At 55.7% G+C, this 15999-nt stretch carries 16 protein-coding genes and 2 pseudogenes; 11 read left to right on the top strand and 7 right to left on the bottom strand.

The window, feature by feature from the left end:
- Nucleotides 1-2: 2 nt before the first annotated feature.
- The 9 genes and pseudogenes from HZ99_RS03530 to HZ99_RS03570 form a co-directional block, all read left to right on the top strand.
- On the top strand, nt 3-1610 hold the full coding sequence (locus tag HZ99_RS03530) for an ArnT family glycosyltransferase (protein WP_038441361.1): 1608 nt from the start codon (nt 3-5) through the stop codon (nt 1608-1610).
- Between the two features lie 206 nt (nt 1611-1816).
- The gene (locus HZ99_RS28960; protein WP_258869459.1) at nt 1817-1990 is read left to right on the top strand and encodes a type VI secretion system contractile sheath small subunit; all 174 of its coding nucleotides are present in this window, start codon (nt 1817-1819) and stop codon (nt 1988-1990) included.
- Nucleotides 1991-2217: 227 nt separating this feature from the next.
- A complete protein-coding gene (locus HZ99_RS03540; RefSeq protein WP_038441363.1) occupies nt 2218-2922 on the top strand; it encodes an HPP family protein in 705 nt (234 codons plus the stop codon).
- A 158-nt stretch (nt 2923-3080) separates the two neighbouring features.
- A complete protein-coding gene (locus HZ99_RS03545) occupies nt 3081-4187 on the top strand; it encodes an enoyl-CoA hydratase/isomerase family protein (protein ID WP_038441364.1) in 1107 nt (368 codons plus the stop codon).
- Nucleotides 4188-4190: 3 nt separating this feature from the next.
- On the top strand, nt 4191-5342 hold the full coding sequence (locus tag HZ99_RS03550; RefSeq protein ID WP_038441366.1) for an acyl-CoA dehydrogenase family protein: 1152 nt from the start codon (nt 4191-4193) through the stop codon (nt 5340-5342).
- A gap of 97 nt (nt 5343-5439) precedes the next feature.
- Nucleotides 5440-5889: an SRPBCC family protein gene (locus HZ99_RS03555; RefSeq protein ID WP_038441368.1), complete on the top strand. Its 450-nt coding sequence runs from the start codon at nt 5440-5442 to the stop codon at nt 5887-5889.
- A gap of 166 nt (nt 5890-6055) precedes the next feature.
- Complete coding sequence (locus HZ99_RS03560) at nt 6056-6502, top strand: DUF411 domain-containing protein (protein ID WP_038441370.1); 447 nt, start codon at nt 6056-6058, stop codon at nt 6500-6502.
- Between the two features lie 3 nt (nt 6503-6505).
- Nucleotides 6506-6937, top strand: a complete 432-nt coding sequence (locus HZ99_RS03565; protein ID WP_038441371.1) for a YqaA family protein — start codon at nt 6506-6508, stop codon at nt 6935-6937.
- A 66-nt stretch (nt 6938-7003) separates the two neighbouring features.
- Nucleotides 7004-7756: pseudogene (locus tag HZ99_RS03570) on the top strand (alpha/beta fold hydrolase); the annotation flags it as partial.
- 659 nt (nt 7757-8415) lie between these two features.
- Here the strand turns inward: HZ99_RS03570 and HZ99_RS03575 are convergent.
- Nucleotides 8416-8946 carry an OB-fold protein gene (locus tag HZ99_RS03575; protein ID WP_200876629.1) on the bottom strand — a complete coding sequence of 177 codons (531 nt, stop codon included), beginning with the start codon at nt 8944-8946 and terminating at the stop codon, nt 8416-8418.
- Between HZ99_RS03575 and HZ99_RS03580 the strand changes: the two genes are divergently transcribed.
- On the top strand, nt 8940-9236 hold the full coding sequence (locus HZ99_RS03580; protein ID WP_144243148.1) for a hypothetical protein: 297 nt from the start codon (nt 8940-8942) through the stop codon (nt 9234-9236). The genes HZ99_RS03575 and HZ99_RS03580 overlap by 7 nt on opposite strands.
- A gap of 189 nt (nt 9237-9425) precedes the next feature.
- Here HZ99_RS03580 and HZ99_RS03585 read toward each other — a convergent pair whose 3' ends face one another.
- The 6 genes from HZ99_RS03585 to HZ99_RS03615 form a co-directional block, all read right to left on the bottom strand.
- Complete coding sequence (locus HZ99_RS03585; RefSeq protein WP_038441375.1) at nt 9426-9995, bottom strand: recombinase family protein; 570 nt, start codon at nt 9993-9995, stop codon at nt 9426-9428.
- 131 nt (nt 9996-10126) lie between these two features.
- Nucleotides 10127-10348: a hypothetical protein gene (locus HZ99_RS03590; protein ID WP_038441376.1), complete on the bottom strand. Its 222-nt coding sequence runs from the start codon at nt 10346-10348 to the stop codon at nt 10127-10129.
- 525 nt (nt 10349-10873) lie between these two features.
- Complete coding sequence (locus tag HZ99_RS03595; RefSeq protein ID WP_235205561.1) at nt 10874-12067, bottom strand: hypothetical protein; 1194 nt, start codon at nt 12065-12067, stop codon at nt 10874-10876.
- 162 nt (nt 12068-12229) lie between these two features.
- The gene (locus tag HZ99_RS03600; RefSeq protein ID WP_038441379.1) at nt 12230-12448 is read right to left on the bottom strand and encodes a hypothetical protein; all 219 of its coding nucleotides are present in this window, start codon (nt 12446-12448) and stop codon (nt 12230-12232) included.
- A 328-nt stretch (nt 12449-12776) separates the two neighbouring features.
- The gene (locus tag HZ99_RS03610; RefSeq protein ID WP_038441384.1) at nt 12777-13283 is read right to left on the bottom strand and encodes a hypothetical protein; all 507 of its coding nucleotides are present in this window, start codon (nt 13281-13283) and stop codon (nt 12777-12779) included.
- 820 nt (nt 13284-14103) lie between these two features.
- Entirely contained in the window at nt 14104-15651 is a 1548-nt protein-coding gene (locus HZ99_RS03615) for a recombinase family protein (protein WP_158484043.1), read from the bottom strand.
- Nucleotides 15652-15724: 73 nt separating this feature from the next.
- Here HZ99_RS03615 and HZ99_RS03620 point away from each other — a divergent pair.
- Nucleotides 15725-15994, top strand: a pseudogene (locus HZ99_RS03620) (alpha/beta fold hydrolase); the annotation flags it as partial.
- Nucleotides 15995-15999: the final 5 nt, after the last annotated feature.

Genomic DNA, 15999 nt, shown 5'->3' on the forward strand with positions numbered 1-15999 from the left:
GCGTGGACAAGAGGCTCGACCCGGCCCTGCGCCGCCAGTCCTGGGGGATCGGGCTACTGGCACTGCTGCTGTTCATCGCGGGCAACTGGGACCAGGCGATTATCGGTTTCGATTCGCGCTTTGTGCTGTTCGCCCAAGAAATGCTGCGCCATGGGCCAGGTTTTTTCCCCACCACCTATGGCCAGCCGTATGCCGATTACCTGTCGACCTCGACCCTGCTGACCTGGCTGGTGTCGCTGCCCCTGGGGCGCGTCACCAGTCTCAGCGCCTGGTTGCCGACGGCCATCGCTTCGGCGCTCATTGTCACACTGATCTACCGCCTGACTGCGCCCTACTCCCAGCGTTGGGCATTGCTGAGCATCGCGTTGCTGCTGCTCAGCAGCACGTTTATCAGTGAAACCCGCTCGGTATCCCTGGACCAGATGCTGGCGGCGGTGACAATGGCCGTCTTTTACCTGGGCTATGCCCACGATCATTTCGCCAGCCCGCGGCGCTTGCCCTGGCTGTTGCTCCTGGTATTGCTTGGCTTTGCGATTCGCGGGCCCATCGGCCTGGTGATCCCCACCGGAGTGTTGTGCAGCTATTACCTGCTCAATCGCCAGTGGCGCTCGTTGTTCAGCTTCGGCCTGCTGGCCCTGGCGCTGCTGTTGGCGTGCGTGGGCCTGCTGCTGTTACTGGCCAAACTCAGTGGCGGCGAGACCTTTATGCAGGACGTGATCCGCATGCAGTTCCTCGGGCGCATGGATGGACGCGAAGGGTCCAGCAGTGTGCTGTATTACTTCACCAGCTCCCTGGGCAACTACGCCCTGGCATACCCGCTGGCCCTGTTGGCCCTGCTGGCGGTGCTGCTCAGTGGTCGGCGCAGTGCCGACAGCGGCTGGCAGCTGTTGCTCGGTTGTATCGCCGCCAGCTTGATCGTGATGCTCGGCCTGTCGATCCCCGAGGCGAAGAAAGCGCGCTATGTGTTGCCGATGATGCCCATGGTAGCGATCATCGCCGCGTACCCGTTCCATAGGGCTGATGGGCGCCTGTTCAAGGCGCTGCGAGGCTTGATGCTGGGATTCTGGGCGCTGGCCCCGGGGTTGCTGATCGGCGTGCTGCTGGTGGCGCGGCATCGCTTTGGTGCGCAGTTGGAGCATTTCCAGGGGGCGATGGGCCTGTTGATCGGCTTGCAGGTTCTTGTCGCCGGGCTGCTTCTCAAGTGGCGCTGGCGCCCTGTCGGGCCGGCGTTTTGCGCGGTGCTGGCGGTGTGGAGTACCTATATCCTGGTGGTCGAACCCCTGGAACGCCAGCTGTATGACACCCGTACCTTTGCACGCGAGGTCCATGGGCTGATCCAGCAACACCCGGCGCCGCTGGTATTGCATGGCCTGGGCAAGGACGCCAAGGCCATCAAGTTCATGGTCAATGTGGAATGTGACCGGGTGCCGCTGTTCACCCAGACACCTGCCGACCTGGCGGCGCTGCCGACGCCGGCATGGCTGGTGATGGACAAGGCCGACTACCTGCGCCTCGAGGAGCCCCGCTGGCGCGCATTGACGCCGACACTCACTGGGCAGTTCGACAAAAACACCTATGTGCTGCTGTATCTGAACCGGATTGCTCCCTGAATGCGAAGCATCGAGAAAGCTCCTACGTTTGTATCCGTAAATGCCGGTAGCGGCGCCTCTACCGACCCTATGACCCCAACGGTAAACTCGTTTTACATCTGCGTTACATAGTTACCGCTCAGCGTTCAAAAACGCCTCAGAGGACCACTGCCGTGCCTGACGAGTCATTGCCTATTGCTGCCATCGAGCCGGTACACGTCGGCTATATCCCGGTACTTCCCCTCGATCGGCTGATGGAGTTACGCGACGCCCTTGTCGCGCTCAAAGGCCCCTTGGCCAGCGACCCGCGGCTACGGGAAAGCGTGCAGAAGTCGCTGATCAATGCCGAGAACCACGACCGTGTCCTGGGTAAGGTCAGCCCAAGGGGTGAACCGTATTGATGCAAAATTACTGCACTTAACCTGCATTAATATGCATTGGCGGCGGTTTTGTCAGATCGGCACACTGCGCGGGTTCCTCCCCCAAATACTGGAACTTTTGAAGGGCTTTTCGGGAAACCGCAAAGCCCTTCTTTTTGCCTGATGCCCATCGGCGACCCACAAATCCAATAATGTAGGCGCTGATCGGTATTGTTTCAGATCGCCTTTCAAGATTGGACTGCCCCGCAATGCTCGCTCGCTGGTTACCCGTTGCCATCAATACCCGCCCCGCCGAATGGAGTCGTGCCGCCATCGGCATCGCCCTGGGCACCCTGTTTACCGTATGGCTTTGCGCCCAGGTGTATGGCCCGCAGGTGGCCATGCACCTGCTGGGCCCGCTGGGCGCCTCGGCCGTGCTGTTGTTTGCGGTGTCATCCGGGGCGCTCGCCCAGCCGTGGTCGATCATCGGCAGCTACCTGTGCGCCAGTGTGGTGGCCTTGCTGGTCGCCAGGGTATTGGGGCGGACCCTGGGCAGCGCCTGCCTCGCGGCGGGCATGGCGTTGATCCTGATGTGCTGGCTGCGTTGCCTGCATCCGCCTTCGGGAGGCCTGGCCATGACTCTGGTCCTCGCAGACCCGGCCACCATCGCCCTGGGCTGGCAGGAAGTCGGGCCAGTGATGCTGGGCGCCGGCACCTTATTGCTCTCGGCCCTGGCCTACAACAACCTGACCCGTACCCGTTACCCCAAGGGTCCCGCCGAAATACCGGTCGCGGTGCCGGTCCTGTCGCCAGAGGTGGATGCAAAAATCACGGCCAAAGACTTGGAACAAGCATTGGCACACATGGAGCAGTTTTTCGACGTCACCCCCAGCGAACTGGAAGAACTGATCCATATCGCTGAAGACCATGCCCGCCGCCGCAGCATTGGCCAGGTGCTGGCCAGCCGCGTCTAGACACGCCTGCCCTGGTTTCTTATCGAATACTCCCTGCATAAATGCAAAGATGACCTGCAGGATTCCGGCTTGTACTGGGCAAATTTGCACTGGTACGATCCGGAGATGGTTCGTCCGCGAACACTTTGATAAAGAACAATAAAAGCAGGGAGTTACAGATGACTGCTCAGGCTCAGTCCCAGGCGACATGCAGCACCGAGTCCTCCCAGGACAGCGTCCTGGCCGAAGTACGCAACCATATCGGCCACCTGACCCTCAACCGCCCCGCCGGCCTCAACGCCATCACCCTGGACATGGTCCGCAGCCTCTCGGCGCATCTGCATGCCTGGGCAGATGATGCCCAGGTGCACGCCGTGGTATTGCGTGGCGCCGGCGAAAAGGCCTTCTGCGCCGGTGGCGATATCCGCTCGCTGTACGACAGCTTCAAGCGCGGCGACACACTGCATGAAGACTTCTTTGTCGAAGAATACGCCCTCGACCTGGCCGTTCATCACTATCGCAAGCCGGTCCTTGCCCTGATGGATGGTTTTGTCCTGGGCGGAGGCATGGGCCTGGTACAGGGTGCCGACCTGCGGGTGGTGACCGAGCGCAGCCGCCTGGCCATGCCGGAAGTGGCCATCGGTTATTTCCCGGACGTGGGCGGCAGCTATTTCCTGCCGCGCATTCCCGGCGAGCTGGGGATTTACCTGGGCGTGACCGGCGTGCAGATCCGCGCCGCCGACGCCTTGTATTGCGGGCTCGCCGACTGGTACCTGGACAGCGCCAGGCTGACGGAACTGGACCAGAAGCTCGACCACCTGCAATGGCACGACTCACCGCTCAAGGATTTGCAAGGCCTGCTGGCCAAGCTTGCGGTACAACAATTGCCGGATGCGCCCTTGGCGGCCCTGCGCCCGGCCATCGACCACTTCTTTGCCCAGCCCGACGTGCCGAGCATTGTCGAACAACTGCAGCAAGTGACCGTCGCCGACAGCCATGAATGGGCCGTGACCACCGCCCAGTTGATGCAGACACGTTCCCCATTGGCCATGGCCGTCACTCTGCAGATGCTGCGACGTGGGCGGCACCTGGTGTTGGAAGACTGCTTTGCCCTGGAACTGCACCTGGACCGCCAGTGGTTTGCCCGTGGCGACCTGATCGAAGGCGTGCGTGCGTTGCTGATCGACAAGGACAAATCCCCGCGTTGGAACCCACCAACGTTAGCGGCATTGGACCAGAGCCACGTCGACAGCTTCTTCCACGACTTCGCGAAGAACGGAAACTAACTTATGCAAGACATTGAATTTACTGAAGAACAAATAATGATCCGCGACATGGCGCGCGACTTTGCCCGTGGCGAAATCGCCCCCCATGCCCAGGCCTGGGAAAAAGCCGGCTGGATCGACGACGGCCTGGTGGCCAAGATGGGCGAACTGGGCCTGCTGGGCATGGTGGTGCCGGAAGAATGGGGCGGCACCTATGTGGACTATGTGGCCTACGCCCTGGCTGTCGAGGAAATCTCTGCGGGCGACGGTGCGGTGGGCGCACTGATGAGTATCCATAATTCAGTGGGTTGCGGCCCAATCCTCAACTACGGCACACCTGCGCAGAAAGAGACCTGGCTGGCCGAACTTGCCAGCGGCCAGGCCATTGGCTGCTTCTGCCTGACCGAACCCCAGGCCGGCTCCGAAGCCCACAACCTGCGGACCCGCGCCGAACTGCACGATGGCCAATGGGTGATCAACGGCGCCAAACAGTTTGTCAGCAACGGCAAGCGCGCCAAGTTGGCGATCGTGTTTGCCGTGACCGACCCGGAACTGGGCAAAAAAGGTATTTCGGCGTTCCTGGTGCCCACCGATACCCCTGGCTTTACCGTGGACCGCACGGAACACAAGATGGGTATCCGTGCCTCGGACACCTGCGCCGTGACCCTCAGCCAGTGCAGTGTTCCCGAAGCCAACCTGCTGGGCGAGCGCGGCAAGGGCCTGGCCATTGCCCTCTCCAACCTGGAAGGCGGTCGCATCGGGATCGCCGCCCAGGCCCTGGGCATTGCCCGCGCGGCCTTTGAAGCGGCACTGGCCTATGCCCGTGACCGGGTGCAGTTCGACAAGGCCATCATCGAACACCAGAGCGTGGCCAACCTGCTGGCCGACATGCAGACCCGGCTCAATGCCGCGCGCCTGCTGATCCTGCATGCCGCGCGTTTGCGCAGTGCCGGCAAGCCATGCCTGTCCGAAGCCTCCCAGGCCAAGCTGTTCGCGTCGGAAATGGCCGAGAAGGTCTGCTCTTCGGCCATGCAGATCCATGGCGGCTATGGCTACCTGGAAGACTATCCGGTGGAGCGCTACTACCGGGATGCACGGATCACTCAGATCTATGAGGGGACCAGTGAGATCCAGCGGTTGGTGATTGCGCGGGAATTGAAGAACTATCAGCTATAGCGTGACTGCAAAACCATCGAAAAAAGCCTGGAGACTCCCGTGCGTTGTGCGGGAGTGCGACTATTCTGACAGTTCCTAGCCACACAGGAGGTGTGTCATGAATGCCGTTGAGCACCCGCTCCGTGCCAAGCGAATCAGCCAGGAACGCTACATCCAAGCCCCCATCGACACCGTCTACGACTACGTGACCCAACCCGACCGCTGGCACGAATGGCACCCCACCTCCCTGAGCGCGGACACTGGCACCAGTGGCTCGCTGCCAGTGGGCCAGCGTTTTACCGAGATGATCGACCTCTTGGGGGTACGTGTGCCCATGAGCTACCGGGTGCAGATTGCCGTGCCACCGCGGGAGTTCAAGACGGTTTTCACTTCACTCGCCGTGGATGGCAGCATTCACTACTTTCTAAAGCCGCAGGGCAGCGGCACCTTGTTCACCCGCGTGCTCAGCTATGAAACCGAGTTGCAGCTCAGCACCCTGCAAGCGCGCATGGTAGAGCTGTCGGATCAAGCGATGGACCAGCTCAAACAGCGTTTGGAATCGTCTTGACCTGACATTTTTGTCATTTTTCTATCAGCTTGCTAACAGCTACGGACACTAAGCTCCATGGCTGTCGCATGCCTGTATAATTTCGAAACATAACCACCTCACCTGCTTCGCAAAAGCGCGGACAATGCGCCCTCTTTGCGCACTCCGTAACCGATGGGACCTGTCTATGAAAACCACCCTGCGCCTGACCCTGCTGTCTGCCCTGTTCATGAGCACCCTGGCCCAGGCGGCCGAGTTGATCCCGATTGACGTGCACCGGGATGCCAATTGCGGCTGCTGCAAAAAATGGATCAGCCACCTCGAACAAAACGGGTTCAAGGTCAACGATCATGTGGAAGCGGACATGAGTGCAGTCAAGCAACGCCTGGGCGTGGCGCCGCGCCTGGCGTCCTGCCATACCGCCGTGATCGACGGCAAATTCGTTGAAGGCCACGTGCCGGCCGATCAGGTGTTGGCCCTGCGCAAGCGTGACGACCTGCTGGGCATCGCCGCACCGGGCATGCCCATGGGTTCGCCAGGCATGGAAATGGATGGCATGAGCGACGCCTATCAAGTCATCGGCCTGACCCGCGAAGGCAAAGATGTGGTGGTAGCCCAATACCCGGCCCACTGATCAATGCTCGCGGGGTATGCCGGGCTGTTTTTCAGCGCCTTTGGCGCGGCCACACTGTTGCCATTGCAATCGGAAGCGGTGCTGGTCGCGTTATTGCTCAATGGCAGCTACTCACTGTGGTTACTGCTGGGGATAGCGACCCTGGGCAATGTCCTGGGCTCGCTGGTCAACTGGCTGCTGGGCCGCTCGGTCGAACTGTTCAAGGATCGCCGCTGGTTTCCAGTGAGCGCCGTGCAGTTGGAAAAGTCCCGCAGCCATTATCGACGTTGGGGCCATTGGTCACTGCTGCTCAGTTGGCTGCCGGTCATCGGCGACCCATTGACCCTGGTGGCCGGGGTCATGAGAGAGCCGTTGTGGCGTTTTGTGTTGATCGTAAGCATCGCCAAGGCGGCCCGTTATGCCCTGGTGGCAATGCTCACGCTGCATTGGATGTAATTTAAGTTAATCCCCGCTTAATCCCCCCACCACAGCATCCGCGAGCATCGTCCCTGGAGCTTTCCCATGCCGCTGACACGCTCGTTTCTCCTTACCGGTCTGCTGGCCACCTGTACCCTTCCTGCCTTCGCAACCCCCCAAAGCCCAAGCTACGGTCCGCAGTTGCAAGGCTTCCAGTACCCCTATCCGGTCGAACATTTCGACTTCCAGTCCCAGGGCCAAGCCATGCAGATGGGGTATATGGACGTGCCCGCCAAAGGCACCGCCAATGGCCGCAGTGTGGTGCTGATGCATGGCAAGAATTTCTGCGGCGCCACCTGGGAGGCCTCAATCAAGGCCCTGAGCGAGGCCGGCTACCGGGTGATCGCCCCGGACCAGATCGGCTTCTGCACCTCCACCAAGCCTGCGCACTATCAGTACAGCTTCCAACAGTTGGCAATCAACACCCATCAGCTCCTGCAAAAGCTCGGTGTCCAGAAGGCGACTCTTGTCGGCCACTCCACCGGTGGCATGCTGGCAACCCGCTACGCCCTGCTCTATCCGACCCAAACCGAACAACTGGCGCTGGTCAATCCTATTGGCCTGGAAGACTGGAAAGCCCTGGGTGTGCCCTATCGCAGCGTCGATCAATGGTATGAGCGCGAGTTGCAACTAAGCGCCGACGGCGTGCGCAATTATGAGCGCAAGACCTATTACGACGGGCGCTGGAAGCCTGAATACGAACGCTGGGTGGACATGCTCGTCGGCCTGAACCAGGGGCCTGGCCATAAATTGGTGGCATGGAACTCGGCATTGATTTACGACATGATCTTCACCCAGCATTCTGCATTACAGGGATGATTCTAGAGAGCCTGTAAACGCCTGTCGACCATCGGTAAACTATGGGAAATCCATGTTGAGCTAATCAGATGTCGCACGATCCATACCGCAATCCGCACCTCCCGCCCAAGACAATGAAAGACAAACTCTCTGGATACTTCTACATCGCATTGGTTGTGGGGTTGAATCTCTTCGGTTTGTACCTGCTGTTTTCCGGGAAGGTCCATGACATGGGCGACTTCTTCCGTAAATAGCCCGCATCGACTGCCAGTACGGCGACACAACTACAAGAAACGAAAAAACCCGCTCATTGGCGGGCTCTTGGGACACTGGATGTTCGAAGTGATGTTCGAAGCTATCTAGCTAGCACACTAGGTGTGCACAACGAAGGGCAAGATCAAAATCAACAGCAGAAGCGATGATCTGCGTTGATATTGTTTGTTATGTGCGCTCGACCTTCGCTCTTGGGGTGATGCTGCTGACGCAGGAAGAGCATTATATGGACTGCCAGAATCTTGTCAAGATAAATCGCTTGTATTTCTCTTAAAAAGGCGTATAAGCGGCTCCCGTTGCGCACATCGAAAACCGTCTCAGCACCCATCAACACCATGTAATACAAGGCTTTCAGCCGGTTGCGTTCGTGTGGTTCACGTCTTTACCTACCAGACGAATGTACACTCGTTGGACATAGGCGTCTTGGCAACATCACCTCGGCCAGTACACGCAAGTGTGATTTCCTCGCCCGGCTTCAAGGCTGCGGCGAACTTCTGATTGCTCTCCGCCAGTGCAAATTGAGGCTCCATAAACTGGTTAACGCCACCTTTCATGGTGATGTATGGCTTGCCTCGGAAATCGGTGTTGATGCTGGCTACGGTGCCGGTCACTTTGAACGGCTTCCCCTTGAAAGTCTGGTCTGCTGCGTATGTATTAAGTTTGTAAGCTTCTGCAATGTCTGATGCCGTGAAGGACTCCAGTGTGGCAACCCGCTCTGCTTCTTTCTGTCGCTGCGCCATTTCATCAACATAGACGCCGTTGGATGCGGATGCTTTTGGCTGCGATGTGTCGTTGGCTACGCCCTTGATAACGATGTACGCAAGGCCAACCGCAAGCACGATACCGAGAGTCCTTTTTGCTGACACAGCCACATTCCTTGAAAGTGATGAAGAGGCCATATGGTGGCAGGATGGCATGTGAGCGTCCAGTACGTGACATGACAAAACTTCGGGTGCAAAAGAACGCCAAGAAGAACATTCACACGCACAACGACATCGCCACCAACGTGCAATCCACCAACATCAGCGATGTGTCGCCAGATGTCCCTTCTCTCAGGAAAATAGCCCCGTTCGAATTTTTTTTCGATGCACATTCGATGTCGCTTGAAACTGTCAGCCAGAAAATAAGTGGTGATGTGCTGGCGCAGGAAGAGACTCATTCTGGAAAATATCCAGTCCCCGCAATTTTTTTCAATGCACTTCGATAGTCGTTTGGTTTTTCAGCCGGAAATTCAAACTGGCTATCCGTCCCACCTGCTTAGCCTGACACGGGTGGCCCATTTAAAAGCTGTCTTGATTATGAAATAACACTGACGTTCTCAAACACAGAGACGACAAAGCCCCGCGTTGGCGAGGCTCTAGGGCGTTGTGTAAACCTTTATGGGGAGTCGTGGAAGTTATGCAGCCTTCCAGTAGCGCTTGACTGTAGTGAGGCCGATGGAGAGGTGACGGACTGTCTGAGCTTGTGTCAGGCCGTTGGCCTTGCAGGCTTTCACACCTTCGATGGTGGCCGTTGCCTTGGGACGACCCAGCTTCTTACCTTCGGACTGGGCACGGGCCAAACCTGCTTGTGTACGTTCGATCAGCAAGTCACGTTCGAACTCAGCGACAGCGCCAAGGATTTGCATTGTCATCTTTCCCGCTGCACTGGTCAGGTCCACACCGCCAAGGGCGAGACAGTGAACACGGATACCAATCGATTCCAGACGTTCGACAGTGGCGCGTACATCCATGGCGTTGCGGCCTAGACGATCCAGCTTAGTCACGATCAGCACGTCTCCCGCTTCCATCTTGTGCAGGAGGGATTGAAACCCTTTGCGTTCGCTGGCGCTTACCGAACCCGATACCGTCTCAACCACTACCCGATCCTCCCGCACGTCGAAACCAGCGCGCTGCACTTCTATGACTTGGTTGTCGGTAGTCTGATCGCTGGTCGATACACGGGCATAAATGAAAGTGCGGGCCATTGTGCTGCTCCTGTCGGACCGAGTGGGTCGCTTTAACGTGGGTCCATAATATCCAAGGGTCGGTTTAGAGTAAACCCTATTTTATGGCCCATTCATCCAGTTATTCCCGGCAGGTCCACTTGACGTTCGTTTTACCGACCCATCCTGACCTTGAAAATCCCAGCGGCGATGGCAGATGCGTTTGCATCGAGAGTGTCCAATGCGGTGACGGCGTTCTCGTGGGTTTCGCTTGAGCCACTGGCTTTGGCCCACAACGCCACTTCTTCAATCGCTGCTGCAAGCGCGTGCTGGTTGTGCAGCAGGAGGGTTAGCACGTCCGCTATCGCGATGTTTGCATCTGTGTTGTCTGGCATGGCGGTCGTCCTTGATGGGGTGGCTAAGATCGTAGCTCAGCCACTTGATGAACGGGTTGGCGTTCAAATGCAAAATCCACATGGCCCAGGTCGAATGTGTGATGGAAACGCTGGTGACGCACTTCTGTGTGAAACGGAGCGACCTTAACCCGTCGAAACTGTCCAGATTTTGCGTGCAGGCGGAGAAAACCGGCTTTTGCTTGGTGTTCTGGAAGGCAGAGGGCTCTAGAATCAGTGTTTCCGGGAATTGCACTATACGAACGCCCTTGGATAACTGCATTCAATGGCCCAATTCCGACCGTTAAAACAGGGTTTATCGAGGGTTTTTCCATACTTCTTTTTGTATGTATTGAGGTCAGCTCACTGGTGTTCTCCTTCCGCTCGTTGGTGACATGGCGAACGTAAGATGACCACCCACCGCACACGTCCCATGCACACTTAAAATGGCTGTAAGCCCCGGTTTATATGGCCTACAAGCGAATCGCACCGTGTGCGTTACACTTCTACGGAGTGAATCCGTTTGTTCTAAAACGGAGCTGGTATAAGTTCGCGAACAATTGATACGGAGCCGACGTACAAGGCGTCTGGAGCAATGTAAGGTGTGCAATCATCCAAACCTTCAAGGAACGATTCCGTCACGCTCAGGGAGGCGCGTAGAGGCTGCTCGACAACTGACACAAGGGCTTCGGTTGGCTGGTATATGGCCCGGCTCGCCAGTGCCTTGGCGTACATTGCGTCGATGATCGAAGTGACTGTATGGGCGGGCTGTCCATGCAACATGTCGAAAACCAATCGAAGGTCGATAGCATCGAAGGCGAAGTTGTAGTTGAAACGAAAGTTTGTGTTGGCGAACAGGAGCTGGATACGTTCGAGGGCTGGCAACAACTCAGGGCGATACGCCTTGCCGATACGTTCCCACTCGCTCAGTAAAACACTGGTGTCATTGTCGTAGCCAAGTCGTACACGGAAATCACCTACAGGGGTTTTGCCTTCAAGCTGGCGTTTAATGCCATTCAGAATACGAGCTGACGCCGTTTCGATTGTTTTCAAGTGTTCGGTGTGGTCTGGATTGGCCGGGTCAAGATGATCGACTAACCACGAGTACAAGGCTTGTCGCTTACTTGGTTTGATCTTGCGTGACTGGACTACAGCCTGCACCACGTCTTCACCGATCAGCTTTATAATGCGCTGCACTACTTCCGCGACGTTGGCGTCCACGGATACTGCGAAACGGGGCAAGAGGTCTTTACGGGGGATGGAGGCGCCGCCGCTGTAATGCCTGGCACCGTGCGAACGATTGAGCGCCATTGGCGCAATGACTAGATTGTCGGCTCTGAATAGGCCGATGGAAGCTTTACCACGTACAGGGGCGATATGGGACAATTCGAATGGGGCTTCGCCATGTTCTTTCCTCAACCCCCAACCATTCATCCGCTGACAACTTGCATACACATCGTACAGCGCTTCAAGTTGTTGCTGGTCGAAGTGACGATAAATCTGGAGTGTGCCTGCTCTGATAGCCTGACGGGCGAGTTCGTAGAAGAACGGGGAAGTGGTGGCATTGCTGATTTGTCTAACGTGGCGTGCTTTGTTGTTGAAGCTCGTGCGACATGATGTGTTGCAGAATTTCGCTGTTTTGCTGCTAGTGCGAAAACGCTTTTTGCACAGTTGGCAAGTTGGTTGGCGTTTAACGGCTGCTTTGGTTGTAGCTGGTTTCATTTGTGTTTGCTCCGACAAGGATAGCTGGGGATGGGGTTCGATTTGATTCTTGGTTGTCACGACGGCAAATGCCCGAGCAGAAAGGTTTAACTTTCGTTACTGCGAATACATGGCCGCACTGTTTGCACGTACAAAGTTTCATGGGGATAACTCCTGATTTGATTAGTAGGCGTAGTGCGGGAGTGCCCACGCGGGGCGATCTTCCTTCACTTCTGTTTTTCGCCAAGCCCTTCGGCCAGTTGGCATGGGCTCTGGTGGTTGGCGTGTTCCCATTGCTTCGATTAGCTCTTCGACCAATTGAATGCGTAGGGCGATAGGATATTCAGCGGCATACTCTTGCAGCACGCTCAAAATTCCTTGCAGCAAGGCGGGTTGGTTCATTCGGGCTTTCCTAGTGGGAGTTAATATTTGAGTTATGGGATGTAGCTCGCATAACTTCAATGGACACTATTTTCCGTGTCTGCTCTTCGTATATAGCTCTGTCTTGCGAGCGCTCTAACTGGAGCCGATTGTATGTTTGCCGATTCAGGTCAATTGCGTGCTGACGGACGGACTCAGTTTCTGCCCCTTGGCTAAAGTGCAGTATCACAATCAGTGCCCACGTCATACAGAAGGCGAGCGGTATCTTGCCGATGTACATGGCACTTTCCTTTATATGGGTATATGGGGAGTGGCCCGGGGGCCATCCGGGTTTAGCCTCTACGGTCTATCACTTCGAAAGCTCTGCACGAATACGGGTTTCGATTGCATCGCGTTGAGCCTGACGCTCCGCTGCCAGCTCTTTTTCAACCTGCCGATTAATGTTCGCTTCTTCAAGTGCTACCTGCCGAGCAACAACTGCATTGTTATGCTCTTCGATCTCTTTCTTGTACTTCGCTTCCACTTCCAAGAGCAGAGCTTTGATTTCAGTTCGCTGCTGCATTTCCGGTTTATAGAAGTAGACATAGTGTGAAGCTCCAACGTGCTGCATTGTCCCGAACTCATGCAGCGTGCAACCTTCTGCGATCTTCTCCAGATACTTTGGAATGATTTCAGACGGAGTTACAGCTAGCTCCGCGATGTAGGCGCCAATCACCGTCTTTCCAATTGCACGACCTGTCTTCGGATCAGTATCGGCGTAGGCATCATAACCATGCTGACGGTCCTTATACGCGGTTGTGGCTGCATCTTTCAGAGCTTGTAGTTCTTGCTTCACTTCTTTTCGTAGAATCGGCATTAGTTTGTTTTCCTTGTAGTTGAGTAATGTGGGTTGGCCGTTCGAATTGGCCTATTTCTTCATTGCGGTTCATCTTGCTCATCGATGAAGTTGTTCTCATTGACCGATAGATCAACCAGATTTTTCTTGTTCGCTCTATGTGCTGCCACTCGACAGCGGATGCTGCAATAGCTGCGGATACGAATACGCTCTGGAGCGTGTGTACAGCCGCAATACGCGCAGCGGGTAACCTTGTTTGCCACTAGGGGGCTCCTGTTCTATGGGTGTATGGGTTGTAACGATTGTGGACGGGATAACAAAAATGGCCGCTAGGGCCATTCTCGATTTCAACGCCGATTGAATTAGTGCTGTCTCCATCACCCTACAGCGAAGGGTCTATCGAACCAAACGGTGCTGACTCCGTTTATTCTGATGTACCAGTTTTGCCAAATGCCACTGGGTGGACACGAGGTAGCGGGAAACCAATACCGCTATTGGCATTCTCAAGCTCACACAAGGGATATTTGAGGGTATAGAGGAACCACGCTGAAAGTGGTTCGCCCACCGTCACTGGAAGGAGTAAACAATGACGATGAGATAGGAAATAGATGGCAGTAACGGGACGCTACCACCAGACAACAACAGCAAACCCATTCAGACTATGATTGATTAAAAATCTGTTGTTGGAAGGAGCGATAAACTTTATCTGTATCCTTAAGCTATTCTCGCACGAGAATGCTGTTCTGTCAATAATCGTTACCATTTTACTTTAAATAAAGTGTATGTAACCCGTATCCAAACATCGAATCTCGCAAAGCCTCCAATTTGTTATCTAGACAACTCAGTCAACCTCCAGACTAGTAGCAACATCACTTGCACGCAACGCTTTCAACCTATCTACAACCGTTGTTGAAACAGGACGCTCCTTACCTACACGATGAATAGGCAACGGGAACAACGTCCCATCAGGCCAACGCACTTTATGTACATCCTTGGCCCTGCCCCACCCTTCGTATCTGAATGTTCCTTCTTCTGTGGCAATGGAGCCATCTGGATAGCACACCATCTTATAGCCAACACTCTGCAACAAGGCGTTTGCTTTTATTGGGTCTTGGTTGAAATTACCGATGTCCGCCAATCTGTCTTTCAATGTGACACTATCGTCGATAAGCCCATCCTTCTCTGACTGCAACACCTTGGCTTCTGCCTTGAGCCTCTTAAACTCTTGCAACATTTCGTCGCCATCATCATCAAGTTCTGTTAAGAGGGCCACCGCCCTCTTTATTTTCTTGTTTAACTCTCCCAACTGCCCATCAATCTCTATTGCGCGCTTCTGCGAAACCGATAACACTTGCCCCTGCAAGGCTCTGATTGCGTATGCAGGGCTTGACATGGCGTATGCAAGGGCAATCACAGGCTCTGGTATGGAGCGTGCGTTGGAACAGCCTACAGAACCTCTGCGAGCACGACTAGAACATTCCATTACTGCTTGTTTGCTGGTGGTAAACACTTTCGTGTTGAAGTTCTTCCCGCACTCGCCACATACAACAAGTCCTGTGTAACGGTGCTTTGTAGGGGCACCACGGAGACGGAACTTATCTTCCATACGTTTCTGTACACGGTAGAACAATTCAGGAGCGATCACGGCAGGGTATACATCAGCTATCCCGTTCCACTCGCCTATAGCAGTTCGGTTATTCATCCAACGCTTCACAGTGCTAGGCGCCATACGTGACAACAGAGGATGATCGCTACGCTCTAGGATGCGTTCAAAGATTCGACGTTCACCCAAGCCGCTGGCGTAGTCTTCAAATGCTTGTTTCACGAGAGGTGCAATGTCTTCGATCAACGCGCCTTCGGATGTCAGCCACACAGGCGTGTTTCGCTTTGGTGTGACGCCCTCGACAGCAGCTTTCCTCCTGCTGGCGTAGCTCGCCTTCATACGGCGACTGAGAGCGTCGCTGTACTGGTGAGCCTGTTGTATCTGCGCCACCAGCATAAAAAGGTTAGTGCTGTTCGCTGACTCTCTGCTGTATCTGGCTCCGCCGTCTAGAGTCACGATGTCAACACCAGCTTTCACAATTCGAGATACGATCGGCAGCATATCCATTGGCTCAAGTCGCCCGATACGATCAATAGCCTCGATCAAAATCACATCGCCCGATTGAATACTCCCGTTCTCAATTGCAGCAAGGAGCAATCCGAATCCGCTTTCAAGGTGCTTCCCGCTGAAACCAGAAATCCCCAAATCCTTAAAGCTTTCCGTCCACAGTGGGTATCCGGGGTTATCGTCCAACCACCTTGAAAGCATGGCGGTCTGTCTTTCGTGGCTGCTACCCTTGGCCTGCTTGCCTGTCGAGAATCGAATGTAGGAAATCGCCTTTGGCACGGGGAACACCTCTAAAAGCCTTGGAAACTCGGGATGGGCGAAGGATATCATTCTTCTACATATTGCAGAATCCTTCACCCAGCCGGTGTACTACGAGTTCAAGGACCTGCAGGTGCCGACCCTGCTACTGATCGGTACGTCTGATATCACCGCCATCGGCAGCGATAACGCACCGCCTGAGGTCAAGGCCAGGATCGGCCGTTACAACGAACTGGGCAAGCAGGTGGCCAAGCTCATTCCCCACTCGACCCTGGTGGAGTTCCCTGGCCTGGGCCATGCACCGCAAATGGAAGAACCTGCGCGCTTTCACCAGGCGCTGTTACAAGGGCTGAAGGCACTCTAACCCCA

Source organism: Pseudomonas fluorescens, assembly GCF_000730425.1.
GTDB classification, from domain to species: Bacteria; Pseudomonadota; Gammaproteobacteria; order Pseudomonadales; family Pseudomonadaceae; genus Aquipseudomonas; species Aquipseudomonas fluorescens_X.